Genomic DNA, 23,342 nt, shown 5'->3' on the forward strand with positions numbered 1-23,342 from the left:
CAGGCGCTGCGGGGCTGAGGCCCTTGTCTTCTTCACTTCGCGCCCCAATGAAAAATGCCCCGCTGTTGCGGGGCATCTTGATCTAAGCGGCCGGCTGACTATTTACACAGCCTGTTCATGCCGGCTTTTTTTTCGCCTGCGGCAATGCCATCCCCTCCCGGAAGAAACGCGCCGGCGTGCAGCCGAAGTGCTTGCGGAAGGCCTCGATGAAAGCGCTCACCGAGCTGTAGCCCACTGTCAACGCCACCGCCGTCACAGGCGCTTTCACGCTCAGCAGTTCGACCGCCTTCAGCAAGCGCGACTGCTGGCGCCATTGCGCGAAGCTCAGTCCCGTCTCTGCGGCGAAGCGGCGCGTGAGCGTTCGGCGCGCCATGCCGATGCGATCGGCCCATTCGTCGATACCATCCGCCAGCGCCGGATCGGCAGCCAGCGCGGTGGCCATCGCGACCAGGCGCCTGTCCTGCGGCATCGGCAGGTGCAGCGACGGCCTCACGCCCGCTGCGAGTTCGTCGACCAGCACACCCACCAATCGCGCACGGCGTGGCTCCTGGAGGGGATCGGATGCATCCAGCGATGCCAGCCGGTCCACCAGCCCCTGCGCCAGCGGCGTGACCGCGAACACATGCGGCCCGTCCGGCAACGCGGCCGCCATCGACGCGTCGATGTGCAGGCTCCAGCCCGCCGTCGCGCCGAAGCTGCGCGCCGCATGGGCGCAACGCGGCGCGATCCAGCCGATCCAGCCTGGCGGCTGCACCCATCGCCCCGAGGGTGTCTCGATGACCTGCAGGCCCTCGCGCAGCGCGAATAGCTGGCCGGTCTCATGTGCGTGATACCCGGTGACGCGCGGTGCTTCGTGCGCGTCGAGCCAGAGCTTCGGCGAGGCCTCAGCAGCCATGGCTGGCCCGCCGGCGGTATCGATTGGCCCCGCGCCGCGAGCCTGAACACGTGGTGATGCCTAGCATCGTGTTCATCTTCACCACTCCTTCAAAGGAACACACATGCAAGCCCAGGATGTACTGCCTGACGGCCAGGACTTCACCGTCATCAACGGCCACACCTTGCGCAAGGGATCGGTCGGCGCGTTCCTCGCGAACGTGCGCGTCCTCGAAGATGCGCACGCGTCGCCCGAGCAGAAACAGACAGCACAGCACGACCTGCACGCGCTGATTCCCACCCTCGACGCCCTGGGCCTGTTCGACGTGTTCGAACTGCGCTCGAGCGCCCTGCGCGCCGAAGTGGCCCGTCATCGCACCGAACTCAGCCCACCGCCTGCTGCTTCGCCGAGCGCGTGATAGACGCCAGCGTGCCGCGCGTGCTGATCACCTCGGGGTCGAGCGGAATCTCGATCAGCGTGCCCGTGTCGGCCGCCAGCGCACGCAACAACGCGGCTTCGAATTGCCCGGTGGCCGTCACCCGCTCGGCTGCATAGCCGTAGGCGCGCGCGAGGCCGCAGAAATCGGGGTTGCGCAGCGCCGTGCCGCTCGTGCGTTCGGGGTATTCGCGTTCCTGGTGCATGCGGATGGTGCCGAACATGCCGTTGTTCAGCAGCACGATGATGCTCTTGGCGCCATGCTGCGACGCCGTGGCCAGCTCCTGCCCCGTCATCAGAAAATCGCCGTCGCCCGCGATCGTGAACGCCACCCGCCCCGTCGCCAGGTTGGCCGCGATGCCGGCCGGCACGCCGTAGCCCATCGCACCGCTGGTCGGCGCCAGCTGCGTCTTGGCGCCCTTGGCGAGCCCGTGGTACCGAAAGTAGCGGTGCACCCAGCTCGCGAAGTTGCCCGCGCCGTTGGTGATGGCCGCATCCGCCGGCAGGTGCTTCTGCAGCAGCGCGACGACCTGCGCCATGTCGACCGGCCCGCGCGGCGTGTCGGCAGGCATGCCGGCCAGCGCCTGGGGCACCTGGTTGGCTTCGTAGTCGGCGTGCGCCTGCAGCGTCCATTCTTCCCACGGCAGCGTCGGCGGCGCGCTCAGCACCTCCAGGCTGCGCGCGGCCGCGCTCATGCCGGCGTTGATCGCCAGGTCGGCCTGGTACACGCGGTTGAGTTCTTCCGCGCTCGCGTGGATGTGCACCAGCGTCTGCTTCGCCTTGGGGGCCTCGAGCAGCGTGTAGCCGCCGGTCGTCATCTCGCCCAGGCGCGGACCGATCGCCAGGATCAGGTCGGCGTCCTTCACGCGCTGCGCGAGCCTGGGGTTGATGGCGATACCGACATCGCCCGCATACAGCGGATGGTGGTTGTCGAAAGTATCTTGAAAGCGAAAGGCGTTGGTCACCGGCAGGCGCCAGTTCTCGGCGAAGCGCTGCAGCGCCTGCGCGGCCTGCGTGGTCCAGCCGCCACCGCCGGCAATCACCAGCGGGCGCTGCGACCGCAGCAGCAGTTCGCGCAGCGTGCGCAGCGCACCGGGGTCGCTCCACGGTTCGACCGCCTCCACGCGCTTCAACGGCCGCGCCGCGGTCTCGCTGCGCAGCATGTCTTCCGGCAGCACCACCACCACCGGTCCGGGCCGTCCATTCATCGACGTGGCGAAGGCGCGTGCGATGTATTCGGGAATGCGGTCGGCGTCGTCGATGCGCTCCACGCGCTTGGCGAAGCCCTTGGTGCTCGGCCCGAAGAAGCTGCCGTAGTCCACTTCTTGAAAGGCCTCGCGGTCGCGGAAGTCGCTGCCGACGTCGCCCACGAACAGCACCATCGGCGTCGAGTCCTGGAAGGCGTTGTGCACGCCGATCGATGCGTTGGTCGCGCCCGGGCCGCGGGTCACGAAGCACACGCCCGGCCGCCCCGTCAGCTTGCCGTGCGCCTCGGCCATGAAGGCCGCGCCGCCCTCCTGCCGGTTGACGATGAAGCGCGCGCGATCGCGGTACGCATGAAAGCCGTCGAGCACCGCCAGAAAGCTTTCGCCGGGCACGCCGAACGCGATCTTCATGCCCTGCTCGACCAGGCACTCCACGATCAGATGGCCCGCGGGTTGTGATGTACTCATGAGAAGTGAAACCTCAGCTGCAAATGTCGTCGGCAATTATGTGCGCCCCCTCCAGACGCCTTGCGTTAATTCACCAATTGGTTAAATTCGCGCCATGAAGGCCCCCAAGGACTCCACGTTCGACGCTCCCGAGCTTCTCGAACCCCGTTCGCGCGATGCCGACCGCTCGCAGCTCGCCATCCTCGCGTCGGCGCGCGACGAGTTCGCCGCGCGCGGCCTGGCCGGCGCGCGCATGGACAGCATCGCCGAGCGCGCGGGCCTCAACAAGCGGCTCATCTACTACTACTTCGGCAGCAAGGACGACCTGTTCCTGGCGGTGCTGGAGCGCACCTACGCCGACATCCGCGAGGCCGAGCAGCGCCTGCACCTCGACGAGATCGAACCGGTCGAGGCCATCCGCCAGCTGGTGTCCTTCACCTGGCACTACTACCTGGAGCACCCCGAGTTCATCACGCTGCTCAACAGCGAGAACCTGCACGGCGCGGCACACCTGAAGCGCTCCGAGCGCATCCAGGAAATGAACTCGCCGCTGGTGCAGCTGCTCGACACGGTGCTGGAGCGCGGCAAGAAGGACAAGCTGTTCCGCGCGGGCGTCGACCCGGTGCAGCTGTACATCTCGATCGCGTCGCTGTGCTACTTCTACCTCTCGAACAACCCCACGCTGTCGGCCATCTTCGGGCGCGACCTGCGCGCGCCCAAGGCAATGGCGCAACGCCTCTCGCACATGACCGACCTCGTGCTGGGCTACGTGCTGCACTGACCCGGCACTGAACGCGCCCACCCTCGCGGCGCCTTCACACCCTTCGCCACCCTTCGGGTATTCACTAGGCCGCGCCCGTTGACGCTGCAGCGCAGCCGTTCCTAAAATCGCTAATTCACTCATTGGTGAATTGATCGATCAAAGAATGCGGGCCCACCGCGCGGAGACAACCTTGAAGCCTCTTCTTGCAAGCACTGCACGCACCACCGTCCTTGCCTCGATGACCTGCATCGCGGCCCTGGTCTTGCTTCCGGGCCCGGCCGCCGCACAGAACGGCTACCCCACCAAGCCGATCCGCGTGATCGTTCCCTTCGCGGCCGGCAGCACCACCGACATCATTGCCCGCGCCATCACCGACAAGATGAGCCTCAGCATGGGCCAGGCGCTGGTCATCGACAACCGCGGCGGCGCCAGCGGCACCATCGGGCAGCAGGCCGTGGCCACGGCCGCGGCGGACGGCTACACGGTCATGATCCATTCGTCCTCGCACACGGTGAGCCCCTCGACCTTCGCCAAGCTGCCCTTCGACACGGTCCACGACTTCGCGGGCGTCACGCCCATCTCGTCGCTGCCCAACGCGCTGGTCATCTCGCCCTCGAAGAACATCAAGACGCTGCCGCAGTTGCTGGCCGCCGCACGCGCCAAGCCCGGCAGCATGAACTTCGCCTCGGCCGGCCAGGGCAGCGCCACCCACCTGAACGCCGAGAAGTTCAAGATGGCCGCGAAGATCGACGCGACCAACATTCCCTTCAAGGGATCGGGCGAGGCCGTGACCGAAGTGCTCTCGGGCCGGGTCGACTACTACTTCTCCCCCATCGCACCGGTCATCGGCCAGATCAAGGAAGGCCAGTTGCTGGCACTGGCCGTCGGCTCGCCCAAGCGCGCGGCCGCCCTGCCCGACGTGCCCACCACCACCGAGGCCGGCGTGCCCGGCTCGGAGTTCAACTTCTGGATCGGCATGATGGCGCCGGCCAAGACGCCGCGCGACATCGTCGAGCGGCTGAACGCCGAGGTGGCGAAGGCACTGGCCACGCCCGAGGTGAAGGAACGCTTCCTGAAGCTCGGCGCCGACGCCTGGACGCTCAAGCCCGCGCAGTTCGACGCCTACATCAAGGACGAGATCGCCAGCAACGCCGAGCTCGTGAAGGCCGCCGGCCTTTCCGTGCAGCAGTAAGCAAGCAACAAGCTCCCACAGCCCACTCGCCATGCTCCGCAAGCTCCTGCTCTCCCCGGCCCTGCGCCCGTTCATCCTCATCTTGCTGATGCTGGTGCTGTGGGACCTGGCGATTCGCCTCTTCCGGATTCCGGCCTACCTCGTTCCGCCGCCGTGGGAGGTGGTGAAGCAGCTCGTGGCCGAATGGCCGCGCCTGCTGTCCGAAAGCTGGAAGACCACGCTCGCCACGCTGGGCGGCTTCGGCCTGACGATCCTCATCGGCATTCCGATGGCGATGGTCATCGCCTACTCGCGCGTGGTCGAGTCGTATGTGTACCCGCTGCTGGTGTTCTCGCAGAGCATTCCGAAGGTGGCGATTGCGCCGCTGTTCGTGGTGTGGTTCGGCTTCGGCATCTTCCCGAAGGTGATCAGCGCCTTCCTGCTGGGCTTCTTCCCGGTGGTGGTGTCCACGGTGATGGGCTTCAAGTCGGTCGAGCCCGACATGATCGATCTCTCGCGCTCCATGGGCGCAAGCCGCCTGCAGACCTTCTTCAAGATCAGCCTGCCGCAGGCGCTGCCGCAAATTTTCAGCGGCCTGAAGGTGTCGGTCACGCTGGCCGTGGTGGGTGCGGTGGTGGGCGAATTCGTAGGCTCCAACTCGGGCATCGGCTATGTGCTGCAGGTGGCCAACGGCAACTTCGACCTGCCCCTGATGTTCGCCGCGCTGGTGGTGCTGTCGAGCATCGGCGTCATTCTTTTCGTCGCGGTCGACCTGGTCGAGCGCGTGATGATTCCGTGGCATGCCTCGCAGCGCCACGCGCACTGAATTCTCTCGTCAGATCCAAAAAAACTCCCGGAGACAAACGCCATGAAGAAACTGCTTCCCTCGCTGCTCGCCGTCGCCGTGACCGCACTGGCCACGTTCGCCATCGCACCGGCCCACGCCCAGGCCGACAAGCCCAAGGACAAGGTCACGCTGATGCTCAACTGGTACCTGTACAGCGAGCACGCGCCCTTCTTCCTGGGCAAGGAAAAGGGCTTCTACGCCGAGGAAGGCATCGACCTCGACATCCAGGAAGGCCGCGGCTCCGCCGTCACCGCGCAGGCGGTGGCCGCCAAGTCGGCCACCTTCGGCTACATCGACGTCACCACCATGATCAAGGCCGCCGCCAAGGGCGCGCCGCTGAAGTCGACCGGTGTGCTGTTCCAGGTGAGCCCGATGTCGGTCATGGGCTTCACCGAGAAGAACATCAAGACGCCCAAGGACATCGTGGGCAAGACCGTGGCGACCACGCCGGGCGACTCGATGTCGCAGATGTGGCCGCTGTTCCTGAAGGTCAACAACATCACGCCCGACCAGGTGAAGATCGTCTCGGGCGACGGCCAGACCAAGCTCAATGCCGTGACCAGCGGCCAGGCCGACCTGCTGCTGGGCTACGTGATGGACCAGGCCATCAAGCTGCAGGACGCCACCGGCAAGCCCGTGACGCCGATCCGCTTCGCCGACTCGGGCGTCAACCAGATCAGCTCCGGGATCATCGCCAACAAGAACCTGCTGACCGAGAACCCCGACCTGGTGAAGCGCTTCATGCGCGCGTCCACCAAGGCCGCCGAAGCCGCCGAGAAGAGCCCCGACGCGGCGGTCGACGCCATGCTCAAGGCCAACCCCAAGGCCGGCGTGCGCGACACGCTGATCGTGGGCATGAAGCAGAGCGTGGCGCTGTATCACACCAAGGAAACGGCCAACCAGCGCCCGTTTCGCGTGGCCATGAAGAACGTGAGCGACTCGCTCGACCTGCTGGTGCAGTACGGCGGCATGGACGCGTCCACGCGCGGCAAGCCCGAAGACTACGTGACGCTCGACTTTCTCCCCTGACCTGCAGACGCTGCCCTCTTTCCACGCATTCCATGTCCCAAGCCAACCTGATCGAAGCGCGCGGCGTCTCGAAGATCTACCCCAGCAAGGACGGCCCGGTCGAGTCGCTCAGGCCACTCGACTTCGCCATCGGGGAAGGCGAGTTCGTCTCGGTGGTTGGCCCCTCGGGCTGCGGCAAGAGCACGCTGCTGAAGATGGTGGCGGGCCTGCTGCCCATCAGCGGCGGCAGCCTCACGCTGGCGGGCAAGCCCATCGTCGGTCCGCAGAAGGACGTGGGCATCGTGTTCCAGAGCGCGGTGCTGCTGCCCTGGCGCAGCGTGGAAGACAACATCCTGCTGCAGGCCGAGATGCGCCACCTGCCCAAGGCCGCGTCGCAGGCCCGTGCACGCGAGCTGATGGACATGGCCGGCCTGAAGGGCTTCGAGAACAAGTACCCGTGGCAGCTGTCGGGCGGCATGCAGCAACGCGCGTCGATCTGCCGCGCGCTGTTGCACGACCCCTCGGTGCTGCTGATGGACGAGCCCTTCGGCGCGCTCGACGCGATGACGCGCGAGAAGATGAACCTGGAGCTGCAGCGCATCTGGCTGGCCTCGAAGAAGACGGTGATGCTCATCACCCACAGCATTCCGGAAGCCATCTTCCTGTCGGACCGCGTGATCGTGATGAGCGAACGGCCCGGCGCCATTGCCGCCGTGTACGACATCGACCTGCCGCGCGCCCGCACGCTGGACATGATGGCTTCGCCAGAGTTCGGCGCGTACACGAAGCTGGTGCGCGCGCATTTCTTCTCCCAGGGCATCCTGGACCACTGAAAGCACGCGCCATGGATGCGATCCGCTTTCACGTCGAGGAGATCCGCTTCGCCGAGCGCCATGTGGCGCTGCGCCTGCCTTTCCGCTTCGGTGCGGCCACCGTCACGGCCTGCCCGCAGGTCTACGTGAAGGCACGCATCCGTTTTGCGGACGGCCGCACGGCCGAGGGCTGCGCCGCTGAGATGATGGTGCCCAAGTGGTTCGACAAGAACCCCGCGCTCACCCACGAACAGAACTTCGAACAGCTGCGCTTCGCCTTGCGCGATGCGCGCGAGGCCTACACGGCCGAGCCCGAAGCGCAGACCGCTTGGACGCACTTCGCATCGAACTACGCCGCCCTGCAAAGCCGTGCCAAGGCCAAGGGCCTGCAGCCGCTGGTGGCCAGCTACGGACCGGCGCTGATCGACCGCGCCCTGCTCGACGCGCTGTGCCTGCACACCGGCGTGGGCTTTGCCACGGCGATGAGCGGCAACCTGGGCGGCATCGACATCGCCGGCAGCGGGCTGGTCGACGACCTCGCGGGGTTCGACATGCACGCGTTCCTGGCCGGCAAGTCGCCGCGCACGCGCATCGCGGCACGCCACACGGTGGGCCTGGCCGATGCCATCGACGACAGCGACGCCGCGCCCGATGCGCCCGATGCGCCGGCCGACGGCCTGCCCACCACGCTGGCAGCCGCCGTGCGGCGCTACGGCCTCACCCACTTCAAGATCAAGCTGTGCGGCCACACCGCGCAAGACATCGACCGGCTCCAGCGCATCGCCCGCGTGATCGACGGCCACGCGCAGCTCGTCACGCTCGACGGCAACGAGCAGTACGCGGACGCCGACGACTTCGCCGTCTTTCTGGACCGCATGCTGTCCACGCCCGTGCTGTGGAAGCTCGCGCAGAAGACGGTGTTCGTCGAGCAGCCGATCCGGCGCGATGCGGCGCTGCAGCGCGACGTGTCGGCGCTGGGCAAGCGCATTGCGCTGCTCGTCGACGAATCCGACGCCACGCTCGACGCCTTCGTGCAGGCCCGTGCGCTCGGCTACACCGGCGTGTCGAGCAAAAGCTGCAAAGGCTTCTACAAGTCGGTGGTCAACGCGGCGCGCTGCGCGCACTGGAATGCCGCCGAAGGCAAGCCGCGCTACTTCCTGTCCGGTGAAGACCTCACCATGCAGGCCGGCCTTGGCGTGCAGCAAGACCTCGCGCTGGTCGCGTGGCTGGGCCTGTCGCACGTGGAGCGCAACGGGCACCACTACGTCAACGGCCTGGCTGCGGCCCCCGAGGCCGAACAGCAGGCCCTGCTGAAGCTGCACCCCGGCCTGTACGAGCACAGCGAGGGCGCCGTGCGCCTCGCCATCCGCGACGGACAGATCGACCTGTCCTCGCTCGCCACAGCGCCAGGCTTCGCCACCGGCAAGCCCGGCGCCGGCATCGCGTGGGACGCAATGCGTTCCGTCTACTGAAGCGCCGCCCCTATTCAATCTCCGATCTCTCTCGCATCTCAAGGAAGCAAACGATGGCCACCCAACGTCTAGGAATCATCATGCACGGCGTCACCGGCCGCATGGGCATGAACCAGCATTTGATCCGCTCGATCTGCGCCATTCGCGCCCAGGGTGGTGTCACGCTGTCGAACGGCGACAAGGTCATGCCCGACCCGATCCTCATCGGCCGCAACGCCGAGAAGATGGAGGCGCTGGCCAAGGCCCACAACATCGCGCGCTGGGGCACCGACCTCGACAAGGCGCTGGAGAACAAGGACGACACGATCTTCTTCGACGCCGGCACCACGCAGATGCGCCCCACGCTGCTGGCCAAGGCCATTCGCGCCGGCAAGCACGTGTACTGCGAGAAGCCGATCGCCACCAACCTGAACGAAGCCGTCGAAATCGCACGCCTGGCCGAAGGCTCCGGCCTGAAGCACGGTGCGGTGCAGGACAAGCTCTTCCTGCCCGGCCTGCGCAAGCTCGACATGCTGCGCCGCGCCGGCTTCTTCGGCCGCATGCTCAGCGTGCGCCTGGAGTTCGGCTACTGGGTGTTCGAGGGCGACCTGCAGCCCATCCAGCGCCCGAGCTGGAACTACCGCAAGGAAGACGGCGGCGGCATGATCCTGGACATGATGTGCCACTGGCGCTACGTGCTGGACAACCTGTTCGGCGAAGTGAAGTCCGTGTCGTGCATCGGCGCGACGCACATCCCCAAGCGCTGGGACGAAGCCGGCGAGCCATACCAGGCGACCGCCGACGACGCGGCCTACGCCACCTGCGAGCTCACCGGCCACAACGGCGAGCCCGTCATCGCACAGATCAACATGAGCTGGGCCACGCGCGTGCGCCGCGACGACCTGGTGACCTTTCATGTGGACGGCACCGACGGCTCGGCCGTGGCGGGCCTGTCGAGCTGCCGAGCCCAGTCGCGCGTGGCCACGCCGCGCCCGGTGTGGAACCCCGACGAGAAGCAGACCATGAACTTCCACGACCAGTGGCAGGAAATTCCGGACTCGCAGGTCTACGACAACGGCTTCAAGATCCAGTGGGAGCACTTCATTCGCCATGTGGTCGAGAACGCGCCCTACAAGTGGACGCTGCCCGAAGGCGCCAAGGGCGTGCAGCTGGTGGAGGCCGCGCTCGAATCGTGGAAGGACCGCCGCTGGGTCGACGTGTCCCCGCTGAAGGTCTGAGGCGGCCATGGCGCTTTCGCTCATCCTCCCCACCGCTGGCGGCACGCTCGCGCCTTACACCCTGCGCGGCACCGCGCCGGTGAAGCCTGCAGCGGGCGTGACGTTCGACCGCATCGTGTACTCGGCCGCGCACGTCGTGGCCGACCCGCTCGCGGCCATCGACCCGTGGCTGCAATGCGCGGTCGACTGGGACACCACCATCGCCTACCGCCGCCACCTGTTCTCGCTGGGCCTGGGCGTGGCCGAAGCGATGGACACCGCGCAGCGCGGCATGGGCCTGGACTGGCCCACGTCGCTCGAACTGATTCGCCGCTCGCTCGATGCGGCAAAGGATGTGCCGGGCGCGCTGGTCGCCTCGGGTTGCGGCACCGACCACCTGGACATCGACGACGTGAAGAGCGTCGACGACGTGATCCGCGGCTACGAAGAACAGATGGCCGCCATCGAGGCACTCGGCGGCAAGCTGATCGTGATGGCCAGCCGCGCGCTGGCCCGCGTGGCGAAGAGCCCCGCCGACTACGAGCGCGTGTACGACCGCATCCTGCGCCAGGCGAAGCAACCCGTGGTGCTGCATTGGCTGGGCGACATGTTCGACCCGGCGCTGGCGGGCTACTGGGGCACGAAGGACGTCGATGCCGCCATGGACACCGCGCTGGGCATCATCGCGGCCCACCCGGACAAGGTCGACGGCATCAAGATCTCGCTGCTCGACAAGGACAAGGAAATCGCGATGCGCCGGCGTTTGCCCGCTACCGGAGGGGCTGATGGCCTTGGCGTGCGCATGTACACCGGCGACGACTTCAACTACGCCGAGCTGATCGCGGGCGACGGCTTCGGCAGCGAGCCCACGCACGGCAAGAGCGATGCGCTGCTGGGCATCTTCGATGCCATCGCCCCCGCAGCCAGCGCCGCGCTGGGCGCGCTGGCCCAAGGCGACACCGAGAAGTTCCACGCCATCCTCGGCCCCACGGTGCCGCTGTCGCGCCACATCTTCGCGGCGCCCACGCGCTTCTACAAGACGGGGGTGGTGTTCATGGCCTGGCTCAACGGCCACCAGAAGCACTTCACGATGGTGGGCGGCCAGCAGAGCACGCGTTCGCTGCAGCACTTCGCCGAGTTGTTTCGCCTGGCCGATGCGGCCGACCTGCTGGAGCAGCCAGAACTTTCGGTGCGGCGAATGAAAACGCTGCTGTCCCTGCACGGCGTGGAAGGTTGAACGAGCCCATGCGCGATTTCTCGCAGAACCACGACTGGCTGTCGATCAACACCGCCACGGTGCGCAAGCAATCGGGCGCCGAGGTGCCGCTGGACCGCATCATCGACCAGTGCGCCGAGCGCGGCATTCGCGCGATCAGCCCGTGGCGCGACCAGGTGGCGGCCGTCGGACTCGACAAGGTGGCCAGGCAGTTGAAGGCGCACGGCATGGGCCTGTCGGGCTACTGCCGCGGCGGCTTCTTCCCCGCGCCCGATGCGGCGGGCCTGAAGGCCGCGCTCGAAGACAACCGCCGCGCCATCGACGAGGCCAAGACGCTCGATGCACCCTGCCTGGTGATGGTGGTGGGCGCGTTGCCCGGTGCGCTCGAGGGCAAGGCCGCGTACACGGACATCGGCCGTGCGCGCAACGAAGTGCGCGACGGCATTGCAGCGTCACTCGACTACGCCCGAGAGGTCGGCATGCCGCTGGCCATCGAGCCCCTGCACCCGATGCAGGCGGCCGACCGCGCATGCATCAACACGCTGGAACACGCGCTCGACCTGTGCGACGAACTCGACGCGGGCAAGGGCGGCATGCTGGGCGTGGCGCTCGACATCTACCACGTGTGGTGGGACCCGAAGCTGCAGCAGCAGATTGCCCGCGCGGGCCGGGAGCGCCTGCTGGCCTACCACGTGTGCGACTGGCTCACGCCCACGCGCGACCTGCTGAGCGACCGCGGGATGATGGGCGACGGCGTGGTCGAGCTGAAGAAAATCCGGGGGTGGGTCGAGGACGCGGGCTTCGCGGGATTCAGCGAGGTCGAGATTTTTTCCAACCTCGACTGGTGGCAACGGCCGGGCAGCGAAACGCTCGGCGTGTGCATCGAGCGACATCGCAGCGCGGTCTGAGGTGTTTCGCCGAAGCGAAGCGCAGCCGCCTGTGCTGCAATCCGCCCCATGGCTGACCCGACCCTCGACGACCTGCGCCGCTACGCCGTGGCGCGCACCCTCTTCAAACCCACCACGCTGCCCGCCGCGATCCGCCAGCTCGGCTTCGTCCAGGCCGACCCCATTCGCGCCCCCGCGCGTGCGCAAGACCTGACCCTGCGCCACCGCGTGAAGGACTACCGCGCCGGCGACCTGGAAAGCCGCTACGCCCGCCTCGCCGTCGAGGAGGACTGCCTCGTCAACTACGGCTTCCTGCCGCGCGAGCATCTGGCGCTGATGCATCCGCGCGAAGCCAGGCTGGCCTGGGACGCCGACACCCGCCGCAAGGCCGCCGACGTGCTGGCCTACGTGCAGGAACACGGCGCCGTGCACCCGCGCCAGGTCGAGCAGCACTTTGCGCACGGCCGCGTCAAGAACTACTGGGGCGGCTCGAGCAATGCGACCACGCACCTGCTCGACGACATGCACTACCGCGGCCTGCTGCGCGTGGCGCGGCGCGACAGCGGCACGCGCGTGTATGCGGCCGTCGCGCACCGGCCCGCGGACGACAGCCCCGCCGGCCGCGCGCAACGCGCCGCCGCGCTCATCGCACTGGTGGTGCGCAAGTACGCACCGCTGCCGGCCGCGAGCCTCACCTACCTGGTGCGCCTGCTCGGCTACGGCGCGCCGCACCTCTCTGCGCAGACGCAGGCGGCCCTGCGCATCGCGCGGGACGAACTCGCCAGCTGCCGCATCGACGGCACCACCTGGTACTGGCCCGCGGGCGAGAACCCGGCGTCGCGCCGCCACGCCCCCGACGACGCGGTGCGCCTGCTCGCGCCCTTCGATCCGGTGGTGTGGGACCGGCGCCGCTTCGAGCTGCTGTGGGGCTGGACGTACAAGTTCGAGGCCTACACGCCCGCGCCCCAACGCCGGTTCGGCTACTACGCGCTGCCGATGCTGCGGCACGACCGCGTGATCGGCTGGGCCAACGTGACCGCGCCCGAAGGCCGCTTGCAGCCGACCTTCGGCTACGTCGACAAAAAGCCGCGCGACGCGGCATTTCGCGCGGCGCTCGACGACGAGCTGCACCGCATGACGCAGTTCCTCGCGGCGCGCTGACGCGCTCCTATAATTCGCCCGCTCAGCCAGCCGCCCGCCAAGGGCGCGCCAGCCGTCTTCGAAGGAACGAAGACCGCAGCCGCAACGGCTGCCCCGACGACGCACAGACCCGCAAAACACCCTCGGCCGCCGGCATCCGGCGCGCGGCCGGATGCGCTCGCGCGGACCGAACCGAACCCGAGAAGCCATGGCACGCCCCGACGCATGCCGCAGCCACTCCCCTTCACGCAAGACACAGGAGAAGCTGCACATGACATCCAGGATCCGTCGCCCGAAGTGGCGTCTTTCACCCCTTTCGCCCCTCTCACGGCTTTCGCACGGACGCCGCGCCACGCTCGCCGCCACCGCCGTGGCGCTGAGCGCCGCCGTGCCCGCCTACGCCGAAGACAAGGACGAAGCCAACGAGTCCCGCAGGGCGCTGCCCACCGTCACCGTCTCGGGATCTTCGGGCGAGACCGCCACCGGCCCGGTGACCGGCTTCGTCGCCCGGCGCGGCGGCACCGCCACCAAGACCGACACGCCGCTGATCGAGACGCCGCAAGCCATCTCGGTCATCACGCGCGACCAGATGGAGGCCCAGGGCGCGCTCACGCTGCGCGAAACCACCAACTACACGGCCGGCGTGGTGTCGAGCTACTTCGACAGCCGGGTCGACTCGTTCAAGGTGCGCGGCGGCGACGCCGTGCAGTACCTCGACGGCCTGCAGCGCACCTACGGCACCTACAACTCGACCAAGGTCGACCCGTACATGCTCGAGCGCGTGGAGCTGCTGCGCGGCCCGTCTTCGGTGCTCTATGGGCAAGGCGGCATCGGCGGCGTGCTCAACCTGGTGTCCAAGCGGCCGCAGGCCGAGGCGCAGCGCGAAGTGCAGGTGCAGTTGGGCAACCACGACCGCAAGCAGGTGGCGGCCGACTTCACCGGCCCGCTCGATACCGAAGGCAAGTGGCTCTACCGCCTGGTGGCCGTGAACCGCGACAGCGGCACGCAGGTCGACCATGTGTCGGACGACCGCATCCTGGTGGCGCCGTCGCTCACCTGGCGCCCGAGCACCGACACCTCGCTCACGCTGCAGGCGTCGTATCAAAAGGACAAGAGCGGCTCGCTGATCGGCTTCTTCCCGTGGCAGGGCACGCTGCAGCCTTCGCTCTACGGGCAGATTCCCACCTCGACCTTCACCGGCGAGCCGGGCTTCGACCGCTACGACTCGCGCAACACCTCGCTGGGCTACCTGTTCAGCCACCGGGTGAACGACACCTGGACGGTGCGCCAGAACCTGCGCTCGACGGAAAGCAAGGTCTGGTACGACACCTCGTACACCAGCTTCACCGCCAACCGGCTCACGGGCCGGCCTGCGCGGCCGGTGTTCAACATCGACCAGCGCACCATCGAGCGCGACCTGAGCTCCACCATCAGCGGCGGCAAGATGCTGCTGATCGACAACCAGGCCGAAGCCCATTTCAAGACCGGCGCGGTCGAGCACACGCTGCTGGTCGGCGCGGACTTCCAGCGCAACCAGACCTCCCAGCTCACGGGCCGCGGCCGCGCGGGCGCGCTCGACGTGTATGCGCCGGTGTACGGCAACTACACGCCGCCCGCGTTCCTCGCGCGCCAGCCCGCGGTGGTGCAGAAGCAGGTCGGTCTCTATGCGCAGGACCAGGTCAAGTACGGCCGCTGGGTCGGCCTGCTGGGCCTGCGCCACGACAAGGCCGACACCGACACCGAAGGCCGCCCCGCGGCCGCCGTCGACGACAAGGCCACGACGAAGCGCGCGGGCCTGGTCTACCTGGCCGACGGCGGCTGGGCGCCGTACCTGAGCTATGCCGAATCGTTCCTGCCGCTGGGCGGCGTCGACCTGAACAACACGCCCTTCAAGCCGCAGCGCGGCAAGCAGTGGGAGGCCGGCATCAAGTGGGAGCCCGAGGGCCAGCGCACCTCCTTCATGGCCGCGCTGTACGACCTGCGCGACACCAACCGCAAGACCACCGACCCGACCAACCCGCTGAACAGCGTGCAGCTGGGCGAAGTGCACGTGAAGGGCCTGGAGCTGGAGTACAAGGGCAGCATCGCGCGCGACTGGGACTGGATCGCCTCCTATGCCTACACCGACGCGCGCGTCTCGCGCAGCAACGGCGCCGACCTGGGCAAGCGCCTGTCGGGCGTGCCGAAGCACACGGCATCGGCGTGGCTGATGCGGCGCTTCTCGATCGGCGGCGTGCCCGGCTTTTCGCTGGGCGGCGGTGTGCGCTACCTGGGCGAATCGTGGGACGGCACGGACGCCCTGCGCACGCCGTCGGTCACGCTGTTCGACGCGATGTTCGCCTGGGACAACGGCCCGCTGCGCCTGTCGCTGAACGTCGGCAACCTGACGGACAAGGTGCAGATCACCACCTGCCTGGCGCGCGGCGACTGCTTCTACGGACAGCGCCGTAACGTGACGGCGGCCGCCACGTATCGCTTCTGAAGAAAATCCCCGCGCGCCTGAAGGTCTGGCGCGCGGGCGACAACCCCACGCCGCGAGCGGCTTCTAGAATCGCGCCGTCGCCCGGTTCGCCGGGCAGCAAGCGTTCTCAGGGCGGGGTGCAATTCCCCACCGGCGGTGATGGCGGTTTCTTCGGAAGAAGGGCTGCACAAGCCCGCGAGCGCCTGGAGCTTGCAACAAGCCCCAGGGTCAGCAGATTTCGGTGCGATTCCGAAGCCGACGGTCACAGTCCGGATGAAAGAGAGCGCGAAATGCGGGCATGCCTGCGCTCCTTGCTTTGCGGGCGCGCTGGCGGGCCCGTGGTTTCGTGCGCCCTGATTCAGGAAACCTGCTTTCCAGAGGCACACCATGAGTCAGATCAACGACCTTCCCCTTTCCGCCGTCACCGCGTCGGGCTCCCCGCGCGGCACGCGCATCGCCTTCGTCGAGGCACAGTGGCACGCCGACATCGTCCACCAGGCCCGCGACGCCTTCCTTGCCGAGATGGACCGGCTCGGCGTGGCACGCGAGCTCATCGACATCTTCGACGTGCCGGGCGCCTTCGAGATTCCGCTGCACGCCAAGCGGCTCGCCAACTCCGGCAGGTATGCGGCCATCGTCGCCTGCGCGCTGGTGGTGGACGGCGGCATCTACCGCCACGAGTTCGTGGCGAGCACGGTGGTCGGCACGCTGATGTCGCTGCAGCTGGAGACCGACGTACCGATTTTCTCGGCCGTGCTCACGCCGCACCACTTCCACGAACACGTGGAGCACCGCAAGTACTTCCACCGCCACTTCGCCATCAAGGGCACGGAAGTGGCCGAGGCGTGCTTTCGCACGCTGGAAGGCCTGCAGAAGGTCGACGCGCTGCTGGCGGCGTAAAGGCCCGCCGCGCAACGCCCGAACACGCGACGAAGGGCGCGTGTGCGCGAGACCAGCGCGCGATATCCTGCCCGCCTGGGTGCTCAGTCGGCGGCCTGCTGCGCCAGGCCCCAAGCCACATGCTCCCGCACGAGTTCGCTGTCGTGCGAGGCGCGTGTCGCCAGTGCTGCTTGCGCCCCGCCCTCGCCCGCCCTCACCGCATTGCCCAGCGCCACCGCGATGTTGCGCAGCCAGCGTTCATGCCCGATGCGGCGGATCGGGCTGCCTTCGGTGCGGCGCAGGAAGTCTTCTTCGGTCCATGCGAACAGTTCGGCCAGCGTGCGCCCCGTGAGCCCTTCGCGGGCATCGAAATCGGGCAGCGTGCTTTTCTTGGCGAACTTGTTCCAGGGGCAGATCAGCTGGCAGTCGTCGCAGCCGTAGATGCGGCTGCCCATCAGCGGGCGCAGCTCCGTCGGAATCGGCCCGCCGTGTTCGATGGTGAGGTACGAGATGCAGCGCCGCGCGTCGAGCCGCCGCGGCGCGACGATGGCCTGCGTCGGGCACACGTCGATGCAGGCGCTGCAGCTGCCGCAGTGCGCGGTGACGGGTTCGCTCGGCGGCAATTCCATGTCGACGTAGATCTCGCCCAGGAAGAACATCGAGCCCGCGTCGCGGTCGAGCACCAGCGTGTGCTTGCCGCGCCAGCCCTGCCCGCTGCGCGAGGCCAGCTCGGCTTCGAGCACGGGGGCCGAGTCGGTGAAGGCGCGGTGGCCGAAGGGGCCGACCTCTTCGGCGATGCGCCCGGCCAGCCTGGCGAGCCGGTTGCGCAGCACCTTGTGATAGTCGCGGCCCCGCGCATAGACCGACACGATGGCCTCGCCGGGGCGCGCGAGCCGGTCGAATTCGATGGCCTGCCATTCGGGCGAGGTGTCGCGCGGCAGGTAGTCCATGCGCGCGGTGATCACGCTCACCGTGCCCGGCACCAGCTCGGCCGGGCGGGCGCGCCGCGTGCCGTGCGTTGCCATGTATTGCATCTCGCCGTGGAACCCATGGGCCAGCCATTGCATCAGACCGGCCTCGGCGCTCGATAAATCGACGCCCGCGATTCCGATTTGGGAGAATCCGAGATCCCGGGCCAAGGCCTGAATACGAACAACGAGTGGATGGCTGACGATCACTTGCCGATTGTAGAAACGCAAACGAGCACCCGCACCCTGCGCTGGCGCAGCGAAGACGACACCGACGCCTTCGCGCGCGCGCTCGCGGGCTCGCCTGCCGTGCGCGACGCGTTCATCGCGCTGCATGGCGACCTGGGCGCGGGCAAGACGACTTTCGTACGCCACCTGCTGCGCGCGCTCGGCATCGCGGGGCGCATCAAGAGCCCCACCTATGCCGTGGTCGAGCCGCACGAGGCGCCCGACGGCCTGCAGATCTTCCATTTCGATTTCTATCGCTTCGCCGACCCGCGCGAATGGGACGACGCTGGCTTTCGCGACATCTTCGCGGGCCCCGGGCTCAAGCTGGCCGAATGGCCGGACAACGCCGCGGGCCGCACCCCACCTGCCGACCTCGCTATTAAAATAGAAGCAATGATTGACGACACACGCAGCGTGACCCTCCTCGCGAACACCCCTCGCGGCCGCGATCTGCTGGCGCGCATCGCCGCATGAAGGCGGGCGGCCTGAAACGGCGCGTGCTGCTGCAGGGCGGCAGCATCGCGCTGATGCTCGGCGTGCACCAAATTGCGCGCGGCGCCTCCATCCTCGCCGTGCGGGTGTGGCCCGCCGCCGACTACACGCGCGTGACCATCGAGTCCGACGCGCGCCTCAATTCTCAGCAGCTCGTGGTGGGCAGCCCGCCGCGGCTCGCGGTGGACATCGAAGGCATCGACCTCAACCCCGAACTGCGCGAGCTGGTCGGCAAGATCAAGCCGGGCGACCCGTTCATCAACGGGCTGCGGGTCGGGCAGAACGCGCCGAAGGTGGTGCGCATCGTGTTCGACCTGAAGCAGGCCGTGGTGCCGCAGGTGTTCTCGCTCGCGCCCGTGGCCGCGTACCAGCACCGGCTGGTGCTCGACCTGTACCCCGAGCAGGCCGTCGACCCGATGGAAGCGCTCATCGCCGAGCGGCTGCGCGACGCGCCCCGTACGGCGGGCAATTCAACGGGCAGCTCGGCAGGCAGTAACCCCAACGGGTCGGCCATGGCCGGCGCCGCCCCTACGCCCCCCACACAACCCCCGCCGCCCCCGCCCGGCATGCCGGTGCGCCCCGCGGCGCCCGCCGGCGATGCGCTGGGCGACCTGATGGCGCAGCAAGCCATGCGCCCCGGTCCACCCGCGCCGCCGCCGCCGGTGGTGGCCGGCGCAGACCGGCCGGGCCCGCCGCCTGTGCTGGTGGCCCCGCCGCCCGTCAGGCCCCTGCCGCCGTCGTTGCCGCCCCCTGTGGCCGCGACCCGGGGCGGCACCGCCACCGCGAGCCGCACCGACCGCATCATCATCGTGGCGCTCGACCCCGGCCATGGCGGCGAAGACCCCGGCGCCATCGGTCCGGCGGGCACGCGCGAAAAAGACATCGTGCTGCAGGTGGCGTTTCGCCTGCGCGACCGCATCAACGCGAGCAGCGTGAACGGCAACCCCATGCGTGCCTTTCTCACGCGCGACGCCGACTTCTTCGTGCCGCTGGGCGTGCGCGTGCAGAAGGCCCGCCGCGTGCAGGCCGACCTGTTCGTGAGCATCCATGCCGACGCCTTCACCACGCCCGCCGCGCGCGGCGCGAGCGTGTTCGCCTTGAGCCAGAGCGGCGCGTCGAGCAGCGCGGCGCGCTGGATGGCCAACAAGGAAAACGACGCCGACAAGGTGGGCGGCGTGAACGTCGGCGGCCACGAGGCGCAGGTGCAGCGCGCGCTGCTCGACATGAGCACCACCGCGCAGATCAACGACAGCCTGAAGCTGGGCGGCGCGATGCTCGGCGAAATCAAGGGCATCGGCGCGCGACTGCACAAGGGCCAGGTCGAGCAGGCCGGCTTCGCGGTGCTGAAGGCGCCGGACATCCCCAGCGTGCTGGTGGAAACGGCGTTCATCAGCAACCCGGAAGAAGAAGCCAACTTGCGCCGCGTCGACTACCAGGAGAACCTGTCCGATGCGCTGATGCGCGGCATCCAGCGGTACTTCTCGCAGAACCCGCCCCTGGCGCGCAGCCGGCAGCTCTGAACCGGCGGGTTTCTCCGTGAAGCCGGGGGCAGCCCCTGCTGTCCCACGACACCCGGCCCGTGACACCGCACAGGCAGGCGCGGCAGGCTCCTACACAGGGAGCACAAGGCCTCCGGACATGATGATCCATCACTCTTCGAAAGGTGGACATCATGAACACACGTCTCTGGATCGCTGCAGCCGCAGCCACTTCGGTCATGACCATTGCAGGCTGCGCCAGCGGCCCCAACCAGAACCTCGGTACCGGCGTCGGCGCGGTCGGCGGTGCGCTGGTGGGCAATGCCATCGGCGGGAACACGGCTGCGACGCTGGGTGGCGCTGCCATCGGCGGCGTCATCGGCAACCAGGTCGGCCGCAATGCCGACGAACGCAACAACCAACGCCAACGCTATCCGCAAGGCAGCGGCTACTATCCGAGCAACGGCCCGAACTATTGATCGCTGGCCGGTCTGAATGAAAAAAACGCGCCATCGGCGCGTTTTTTCGTGGTGAAGAAGAAAGAAAGACGGTCAGGCCTGCGCAGCGGCGCGTGCCTTCTCGGCCTTCGATGCGCGCCATGCGCCGAAGATGGCCAGCAGGCCCGGAATGAAGATCAGCGCCCAGATGATCTTGTCCAGGTGCTGGCGCACGAGCGGCAGGTTGCCGAAGAAGTACCCGGCCGTCGCGATGCCCAGCACCCAGATCAGCGCGCCGACCACGTTGAACATGGTGAACTTCGCGCGGCCCATTTCGGCCACGCCGGCCACGAAGGGCGCGAAGGTGCGAATGAACGGCATGAAGCGCGCCAGCACGATGGTGATGCCGCCATAACGCTCGTAGAAGCCATGGGCCTGGTCAAAGGCCTTGCGGTTGAAGAAGCGCGAGTTCTCCCACTGGAACACCTTCGGCCCGAAGAAGCGGCCGATGGAGTAGTTGCACTGGTCGCCGAGGATGGCCGCCGCGATCAGGATGCCGCAGGCCAGCGGAAAGCTCATGAGCCCCGCGCCGCACAGTGCGCCCACGATGAAGAGCAGCGAGTCGCCGGGCAAGAACGGCATGACGACCGCGCCGGTTTCCACGAAGACGATGAGGAACAGCAGCGCGTAGACCCAGGGGCCGTAGGCAATGACGAAGGCCTCGAGGTGTTTGTCGACGTGAAGGATGAAGTCGACGAGAAAGCTGATGATTTCCATGGGCGCGGATTATCCTTCTTGAACTCGAACGCTTCCTGAATCACCCCGCACGTCATCGAGCACAACCAGCCGGACCGGGGGACTCGCGTCGACGTGGTGCGACACGCGCAGCAGACCCGATGCCCCGCCCGCCGCGCCGCCATCCCCTCACTTCTAGAATGCCACGGTGAGCGCCCTCCCCACCCCCAGCATCCCCAGCAATCCCATCGAACGCCGCCCGATCCGCGAGCTTCCCGACGAACTGATCAGCCAGATCGCCGCCGGTGAAGTGGTCGAACGCCCCGCCTCGGTGGTGCGCGAGCTGCTGGACAACGCGCTCGACGCGGGCGCAAGCCACGTCACCGTTCGGCTGGCCTCGGGCGGCGTGCGGCTGATCTCCGTGGAAGACGACGGCCTGGGCATTCCGCGCGAAGAGCTCACAGTGGCCTTGCGCCGCCACGCAACCAGCAAGATCGCGAGCCTGAACGACCTCGAGACGGTCGGCACGATGGGCTTTCGCGGCGAGGCGCTCGCGGCCATCAATGCGATCGCCGAGCTCAGCATTCTTTCGCGCTTCACCGGCGCCGAGACCGCGTTTTCTCTCGACGGGCGCACGGGTGAACTGCGGCCGGTGGCACGCGCGACCGGCACCACGGTCGAAGTGCGCGAGCTGTTCTTCGCGACCCCCGCGCGACGCAAGTTCCTGAAGACCGACGCCACCGAGCTGGCCCACTGCATCGAGGCTGTGCGCCGGCATGCGCTGGCGCGGCCCGAGGTGGGTTTTTCGGTCTGGCACGACGGCAAGCTGGTCGAGCAGTGGCGCGCCGCCACCACGCGCGAGCAGCGCCTGGGCGATGCGCTGAGCGACGACTTCGTCACGCAAAGCGTGGCGGTCGACCGCACCGGCGGCCCGGTGCGCGTGGTCGGGCGCGCCGGCATTCCCGACGCGGCACGCTCGCGCGGCGACCAGCAGTTCTTCTACGTCAACGGGCGCTTCGTGCGCGACAAGGTGCTGTCGCATGCCGTGCGCAGCGCCTACGAAGACGTGCTGCACGGCCAGCGGCAGCCCATCTACGCGCTGTACCTGGAAATAGACCCGGCGCGGGTCGACGTGAACGTGCATCCGACCAAGATCGAAGTGCGCTTTCGCGACGGGCGCGAGGTGCACCAGGCGGTGCGCCACGCCATCGAGGACGCGCTGGCGGCACCACGCGCCGGGGACGCCGTGACGCCATCGGCCGCGCAGCAGCCGTTTTTCAAGGAAACCCAGCTCCCATCGAGCGCCGGTTGGTCGCAACCCGCTATGAATTTCGTAGCACAAGAGCGTGGCGCGGGCGATCTGGAGGCGATGTGGCCTCAGCGCACCGGGCAGTCCGGGCCTGGGCAGCAATCCGGGGCTCTGCCGTGGTCAGTGCCCGGCGCGTCGCCAGTGGCGTTTCGCGCGCCCGTCGGGCTGCCGTCGAGCCCCGGTGCAGGCCCCGCGCCCATGGCCACCCACGAGCAAGCCTGGCCGCTGGGCCGTGCGCTCGCGCAGTTGCAGGGCATCTACATCCTGGCCGAGAACAGCCAGGGCCTCGTGATCGTCGACATGCACGCGGCGCACGAGCGCATCGTCTACGAGCGGCTGAAGACGCAGCTCGACGGGGCGGCCATCGGCAGCCAGCCGCTGCTGATTCCGGCCACGTTCGCGGCCACGCCGCAGGAAGTGGCCACGGCCGAGGCCTGCGCCGACGTGCTGCCGACGCTGGGGCTGGACATCACGCCCTTCTCCGCACGCACGCTCGCGGTGCGCGCCGTGCCCTCGACGCTGGCCGACGGCGATCCGGTGGAGCTGGCGCGCAGCGTGCTGGCCGAACTCGCCCAGCACGACGCCAGCACCGTGGTGCAACGCGCGCAGAACGAATTGCTCTCCACCATGGCGTGCCACGGGGCCGTGCGGGCCAACCGCAAGCTCACCATCGACGAGATGAACGCACTGTTACGCCAAATGGAAGCAACAGAACGTTCGGACCAGTGCAACCACGGCCGGCCGACCTGGCGCCAGCTGTCCGTTCGGGAGCTCGACGCGCTGTTCATGCGCGGCCGATAGGGCTTCCAGCGTTTTTTTCCGGGTTTTCGAGGGTTTTGGATGGTCATCCATGCGGCGGGCACGCACGTTGCATAGGTTCAT

21 protein-coding genes and 1 riboswitch are annotated in these 23,342 nt (G+C 68.1%); of the genes, 17 read left to right on the forward strand and 4 right to left on the reverse strand.

What is annotated here, in order from left to right:
- Positions 1–115: 115 nt before the first annotated feature.
- Positions 116–895, reverse strand: a complete 780-nt coding sequence (locus ACSFA5_RS11175) for a helix-turn-helix domain-containing protein (protein ID WP_435444103.1) — start codon at positions 893–895, stop codon at positions 116–118.
- A 103-nt stretch (positions 896–998) separates the two neighbouring features.
- On the opposite strand from ACSFA5_RS11175, the gene ACSFA5_RS11180 reads away from it, so the two are divergent.
- Positions 999–1,292 carry a hypothetical protein gene (locus ACSFA5_RS11180; RefSeq protein WP_435444104.1) on the forward strand — a complete coding sequence of 98 codons (294 nt, stop codon included), beginning with the start codon at positions 999–1,001 and terminating at the stop codon, positions 1,290–1,292.
- Here the strand turns inward: ACSFA5_RS11180 and ACSFA5_RS11185 are convergent.
- Positions 1,258–2,982, reverse strand: coding sequence for a thiamine pyrophosphate-binding protein (locus ACSFA5_RS11185; RefSeq protein WP_435444105.1), 1,725 nt, complete (start codon positions 2,980–2,982; stop codon positions 1,258–1,260). The genes ACSFA5_RS11180 and ACSFA5_RS11185 overlap by 35 nt on opposite strands.
- A 94-nt stretch (positions 2,983–3,076) precedes the next feature.
- Here ACSFA5_RS11185 and ACSFA5_RS11190 point away from each other — a divergent pair, with 94 nt between their 5' ends.
- From ACSFA5_RS11190 to ACSFA5_RS11245, 12 genes are all read left to right on the forward strand, one after another.
- Entirely contained in the window at positions 3,077–3,742 is a 666-nt protein-coding gene (locus ACSFA5_RS11190; protein ID WP_435444107.1) for a TetR/AcrR family transcriptional regulator, read from the forward strand.
- A gap of 220 nt (positions 3,743–3,962) precedes the next feature.
- Complete coding sequence (locus ACSFA5_RS11195) at positions 3,963–4,916, forward strand: tripartite tricarboxylate transporter substrate binding protein (protein WP_435444751.1); 954 nt, start codon at positions 3,963–3,965, stop codon at positions 4,914–4,916.
- Positions 4,917–4,947: 31 nt separating this feature from the next.
- On the forward strand, positions 4,948–5,721 hold the full coding sequence (locus ACSFA5_RS11200) for an ABC transporter permease (RefSeq protein WP_435444108.1): 774 nt from the start codon (positions 4,948–4,950) through the stop codon (positions 5,719–5,721).
- A gap of 42 nt (positions 5,722–5,763) precedes the next feature.
- Positions 5,764–6,771, forward strand: coding sequence for an ABC transporter substrate-binding protein (locus ACSFA5_RS11205; RefSeq protein WP_435444109.1), 1,008 nt, complete (start codon positions 5,764–5,766; stop codon positions 6,769–6,771).
- Positions 6,772–6,803: 32 nt separating this feature from the next.
- On the forward strand, positions 6,804–7,583 hold the full coding sequence (locus ACSFA5_RS11210) for an ABC transporter ATP-binding protein (protein ID WP_435444110.1): 780 nt from the start codon (positions 6,804–6,806) through the stop codon (positions 7,581–7,583).
- 11 nt (positions 7,584–7,594) lie between these two features.
- Positions 7,595–9,034, forward strand: a complete 1,440-nt coding sequence (locus tag ACSFA5_RS11215; RefSeq protein ID WP_435444111.1) for an enolase C-terminal domain-like protein — start codon at positions 7,595–7,597, stop codon at positions 9,032–9,034.
- Between the two features lie 53 nt (positions 9,035–9,087).
- Positions 9,088–10,251 (forward strand): Gfo/Idh/MocA family protein, encoded by a 1,164-nt coding sequence (locus ACSFA5_RS11220; protein WP_435444112.1) that lies wholly within the window; start codon positions 9,088–9,090, stop codon positions 10,249–10,251.
- 7 nt (positions 10,252–10,258) lie between these two features.
- Positions 10,259–11,467 carry a dihydrodipicolinate synthase family protein gene (locus tag ACSFA5_RS11225; protein ID WP_435444113.1) on the forward strand — a complete coding sequence of 403 codons (1,209 nt, stop codon included), beginning with the start codon at positions 10,259–10,261 and terminating at the stop codon, positions 11,465–11,467.
- Between the two features lie 8 nt (positions 11,468–11,475).
- The gene (locus ACSFA5_RS11230; protein ID WP_435444114.1) at positions 11,476–12,354 is read left to right on the forward strand and encodes a sugar phosphate isomerase/epimerase family protein; all 879 of its coding nucleotides are present in this window, start codon (positions 11,476–11,478) and stop codon (positions 12,352–12,354) included.
- A 48-nt stretch (positions 12,355–12,402) separates the two neighbouring features.
- Positions 12,403–13,494, forward strand: a complete 1,092-nt coding sequence (locus ACSFA5_RS11235; protein ID WP_435444115.1) for a DNA glycosylase AlkZ-like family protein — start codon at positions 12,403–12,405, stop codon at positions 13,492–13,494.
- 250 nt (positions 13,495–13,744) lie between these two features.
- Positions 13,745–15,955 (forward strand): TonB-dependent siderophore receptor, encoded by a 2,211-nt coding sequence (locus tag ACSFA5_RS11240; protein WP_435444116.1) that lies wholly within the window; start codon positions 13,745–13,747, stop codon positions 15,953–15,955.
- A gap of 98 nt (positions 15,956–16,053) precedes the next feature.
- Positions 16,054–16,223: riboswitch (FMN riboswitch) on the forward strand.
- Between the two features lie 98 nt (positions 16,224–16,321).
- A complete protein-coding gene (locus ACSFA5_RS11245) occupies positions 16,322–16,834 on the forward strand; it encodes a 6,7-dimethyl-8-ribityllumazine synthase (RefSeq protein WP_435444117.1) in 513 nt (170 codons plus the stop codon).
- Between the two features lie 83 nt (positions 16,835–16,917).
- On the opposite strand, the gene queG is transcribed toward ACSFA5_RS11245, so the two are convergent.
- Positions 16,918–17,991: a tRNA epoxyqueuosine(34) reductase QueG gene (gene queG, locus ACSFA5_RS11250; RefSeq protein ID WP_435444118.1), complete on the reverse strand. Its 1,074-nt coding sequence runs from the start codon at positions 17,989–17,991 to the stop codon at positions 16,918–16,920.
- On the opposite strand from queG, the gene tsaE reads away from it, so the two are divergent.
- From tsaE to ACSFA5_RS11265, 3 genes are all read left to right on the forward strand, one after another.
- Positions 17,977–18,483: a tRNA (adenosine(37)-N6)-threonylcarbamoyltransferase complex ATPase subunit type 1 TsaE gene (gene tsaE / locus ACSFA5_RS11255; protein ID WP_435444119.1), complete on the forward strand. Its 507-nt coding sequence runs from the start codon at positions 17,977–17,979 to the stop codon at positions 18,481–18,483. The two genes, queG and tsaE, sit on opposite strands and share 15 nt — an antisense overlap.
- Complete coding sequence (locus ACSFA5_RS11260) at positions 18,480–20,021, forward strand: N-acetylmuramoyl-L-alanine amidase (RefSeq protein WP_435444120.1); 1,542 nt, start codon at positions 18,480–18,482, stop codon at positions 20,019–20,021. Before tsaE ends, ACSFA5_RS11260 begins: the two co-directional genes overlap by 4 nt.
- A gap of 152 nt (positions 20,022–20,173) precedes the next feature.
- The gene (locus ACSFA5_RS11265) at positions 20,174–20,458 is read left to right on the forward strand and encodes a glycine zipper domain-containing protein (protein ID WP_435444121.1); all 285 of its coding nucleotides are present in this window, start codon (positions 20,174–20,176) and stop codon (positions 20,456–20,458) included.
- 72 nt (positions 20,459–20,530) lie between these two features.
- Here ACSFA5_RS11265 and ACSFA5_RS11270 read toward each other — a convergent pair whose 3' ends face one another.
- Positions 20,531–21,193 (reverse strand): DedA family protein, encoded by a 663-nt coding sequence (locus ACSFA5_RS11270; RefSeq protein ID WP_435444122.1) that lies wholly within the window; start codon positions 21,191–21,193, stop codon positions 20,531–20,533.
- Positions 21,194–21,359: 166 nt separating this feature from the next.
- Between ACSFA5_RS11270 and mutL the strand changes: the two genes are divergently transcribed.
- Positions 21,360–23,261 carry a DNA mismatch repair endonuclease MutL gene (mutL, locus tag ACSFA5_RS11275; protein WP_435444123.1) on the forward strand — a complete coding sequence of 634 codons (1,902 nt, stop codon included), beginning with the start codon at positions 21,360–21,362 and terminating at the stop codon, positions 23,259–23,261.
- Positions 23,262–23,342 lie beyond the last annotated feature (81 nt).

The sequence above is a fragment of the Variovorax monticola genome (assembly GCF_051216855.1).
Taxonomy (GTDB): Bacteria; Pseudomonadota; Gammaproteobacteria; order Burkholderiales; family Burkholderiaceae_C; genus Variovorax.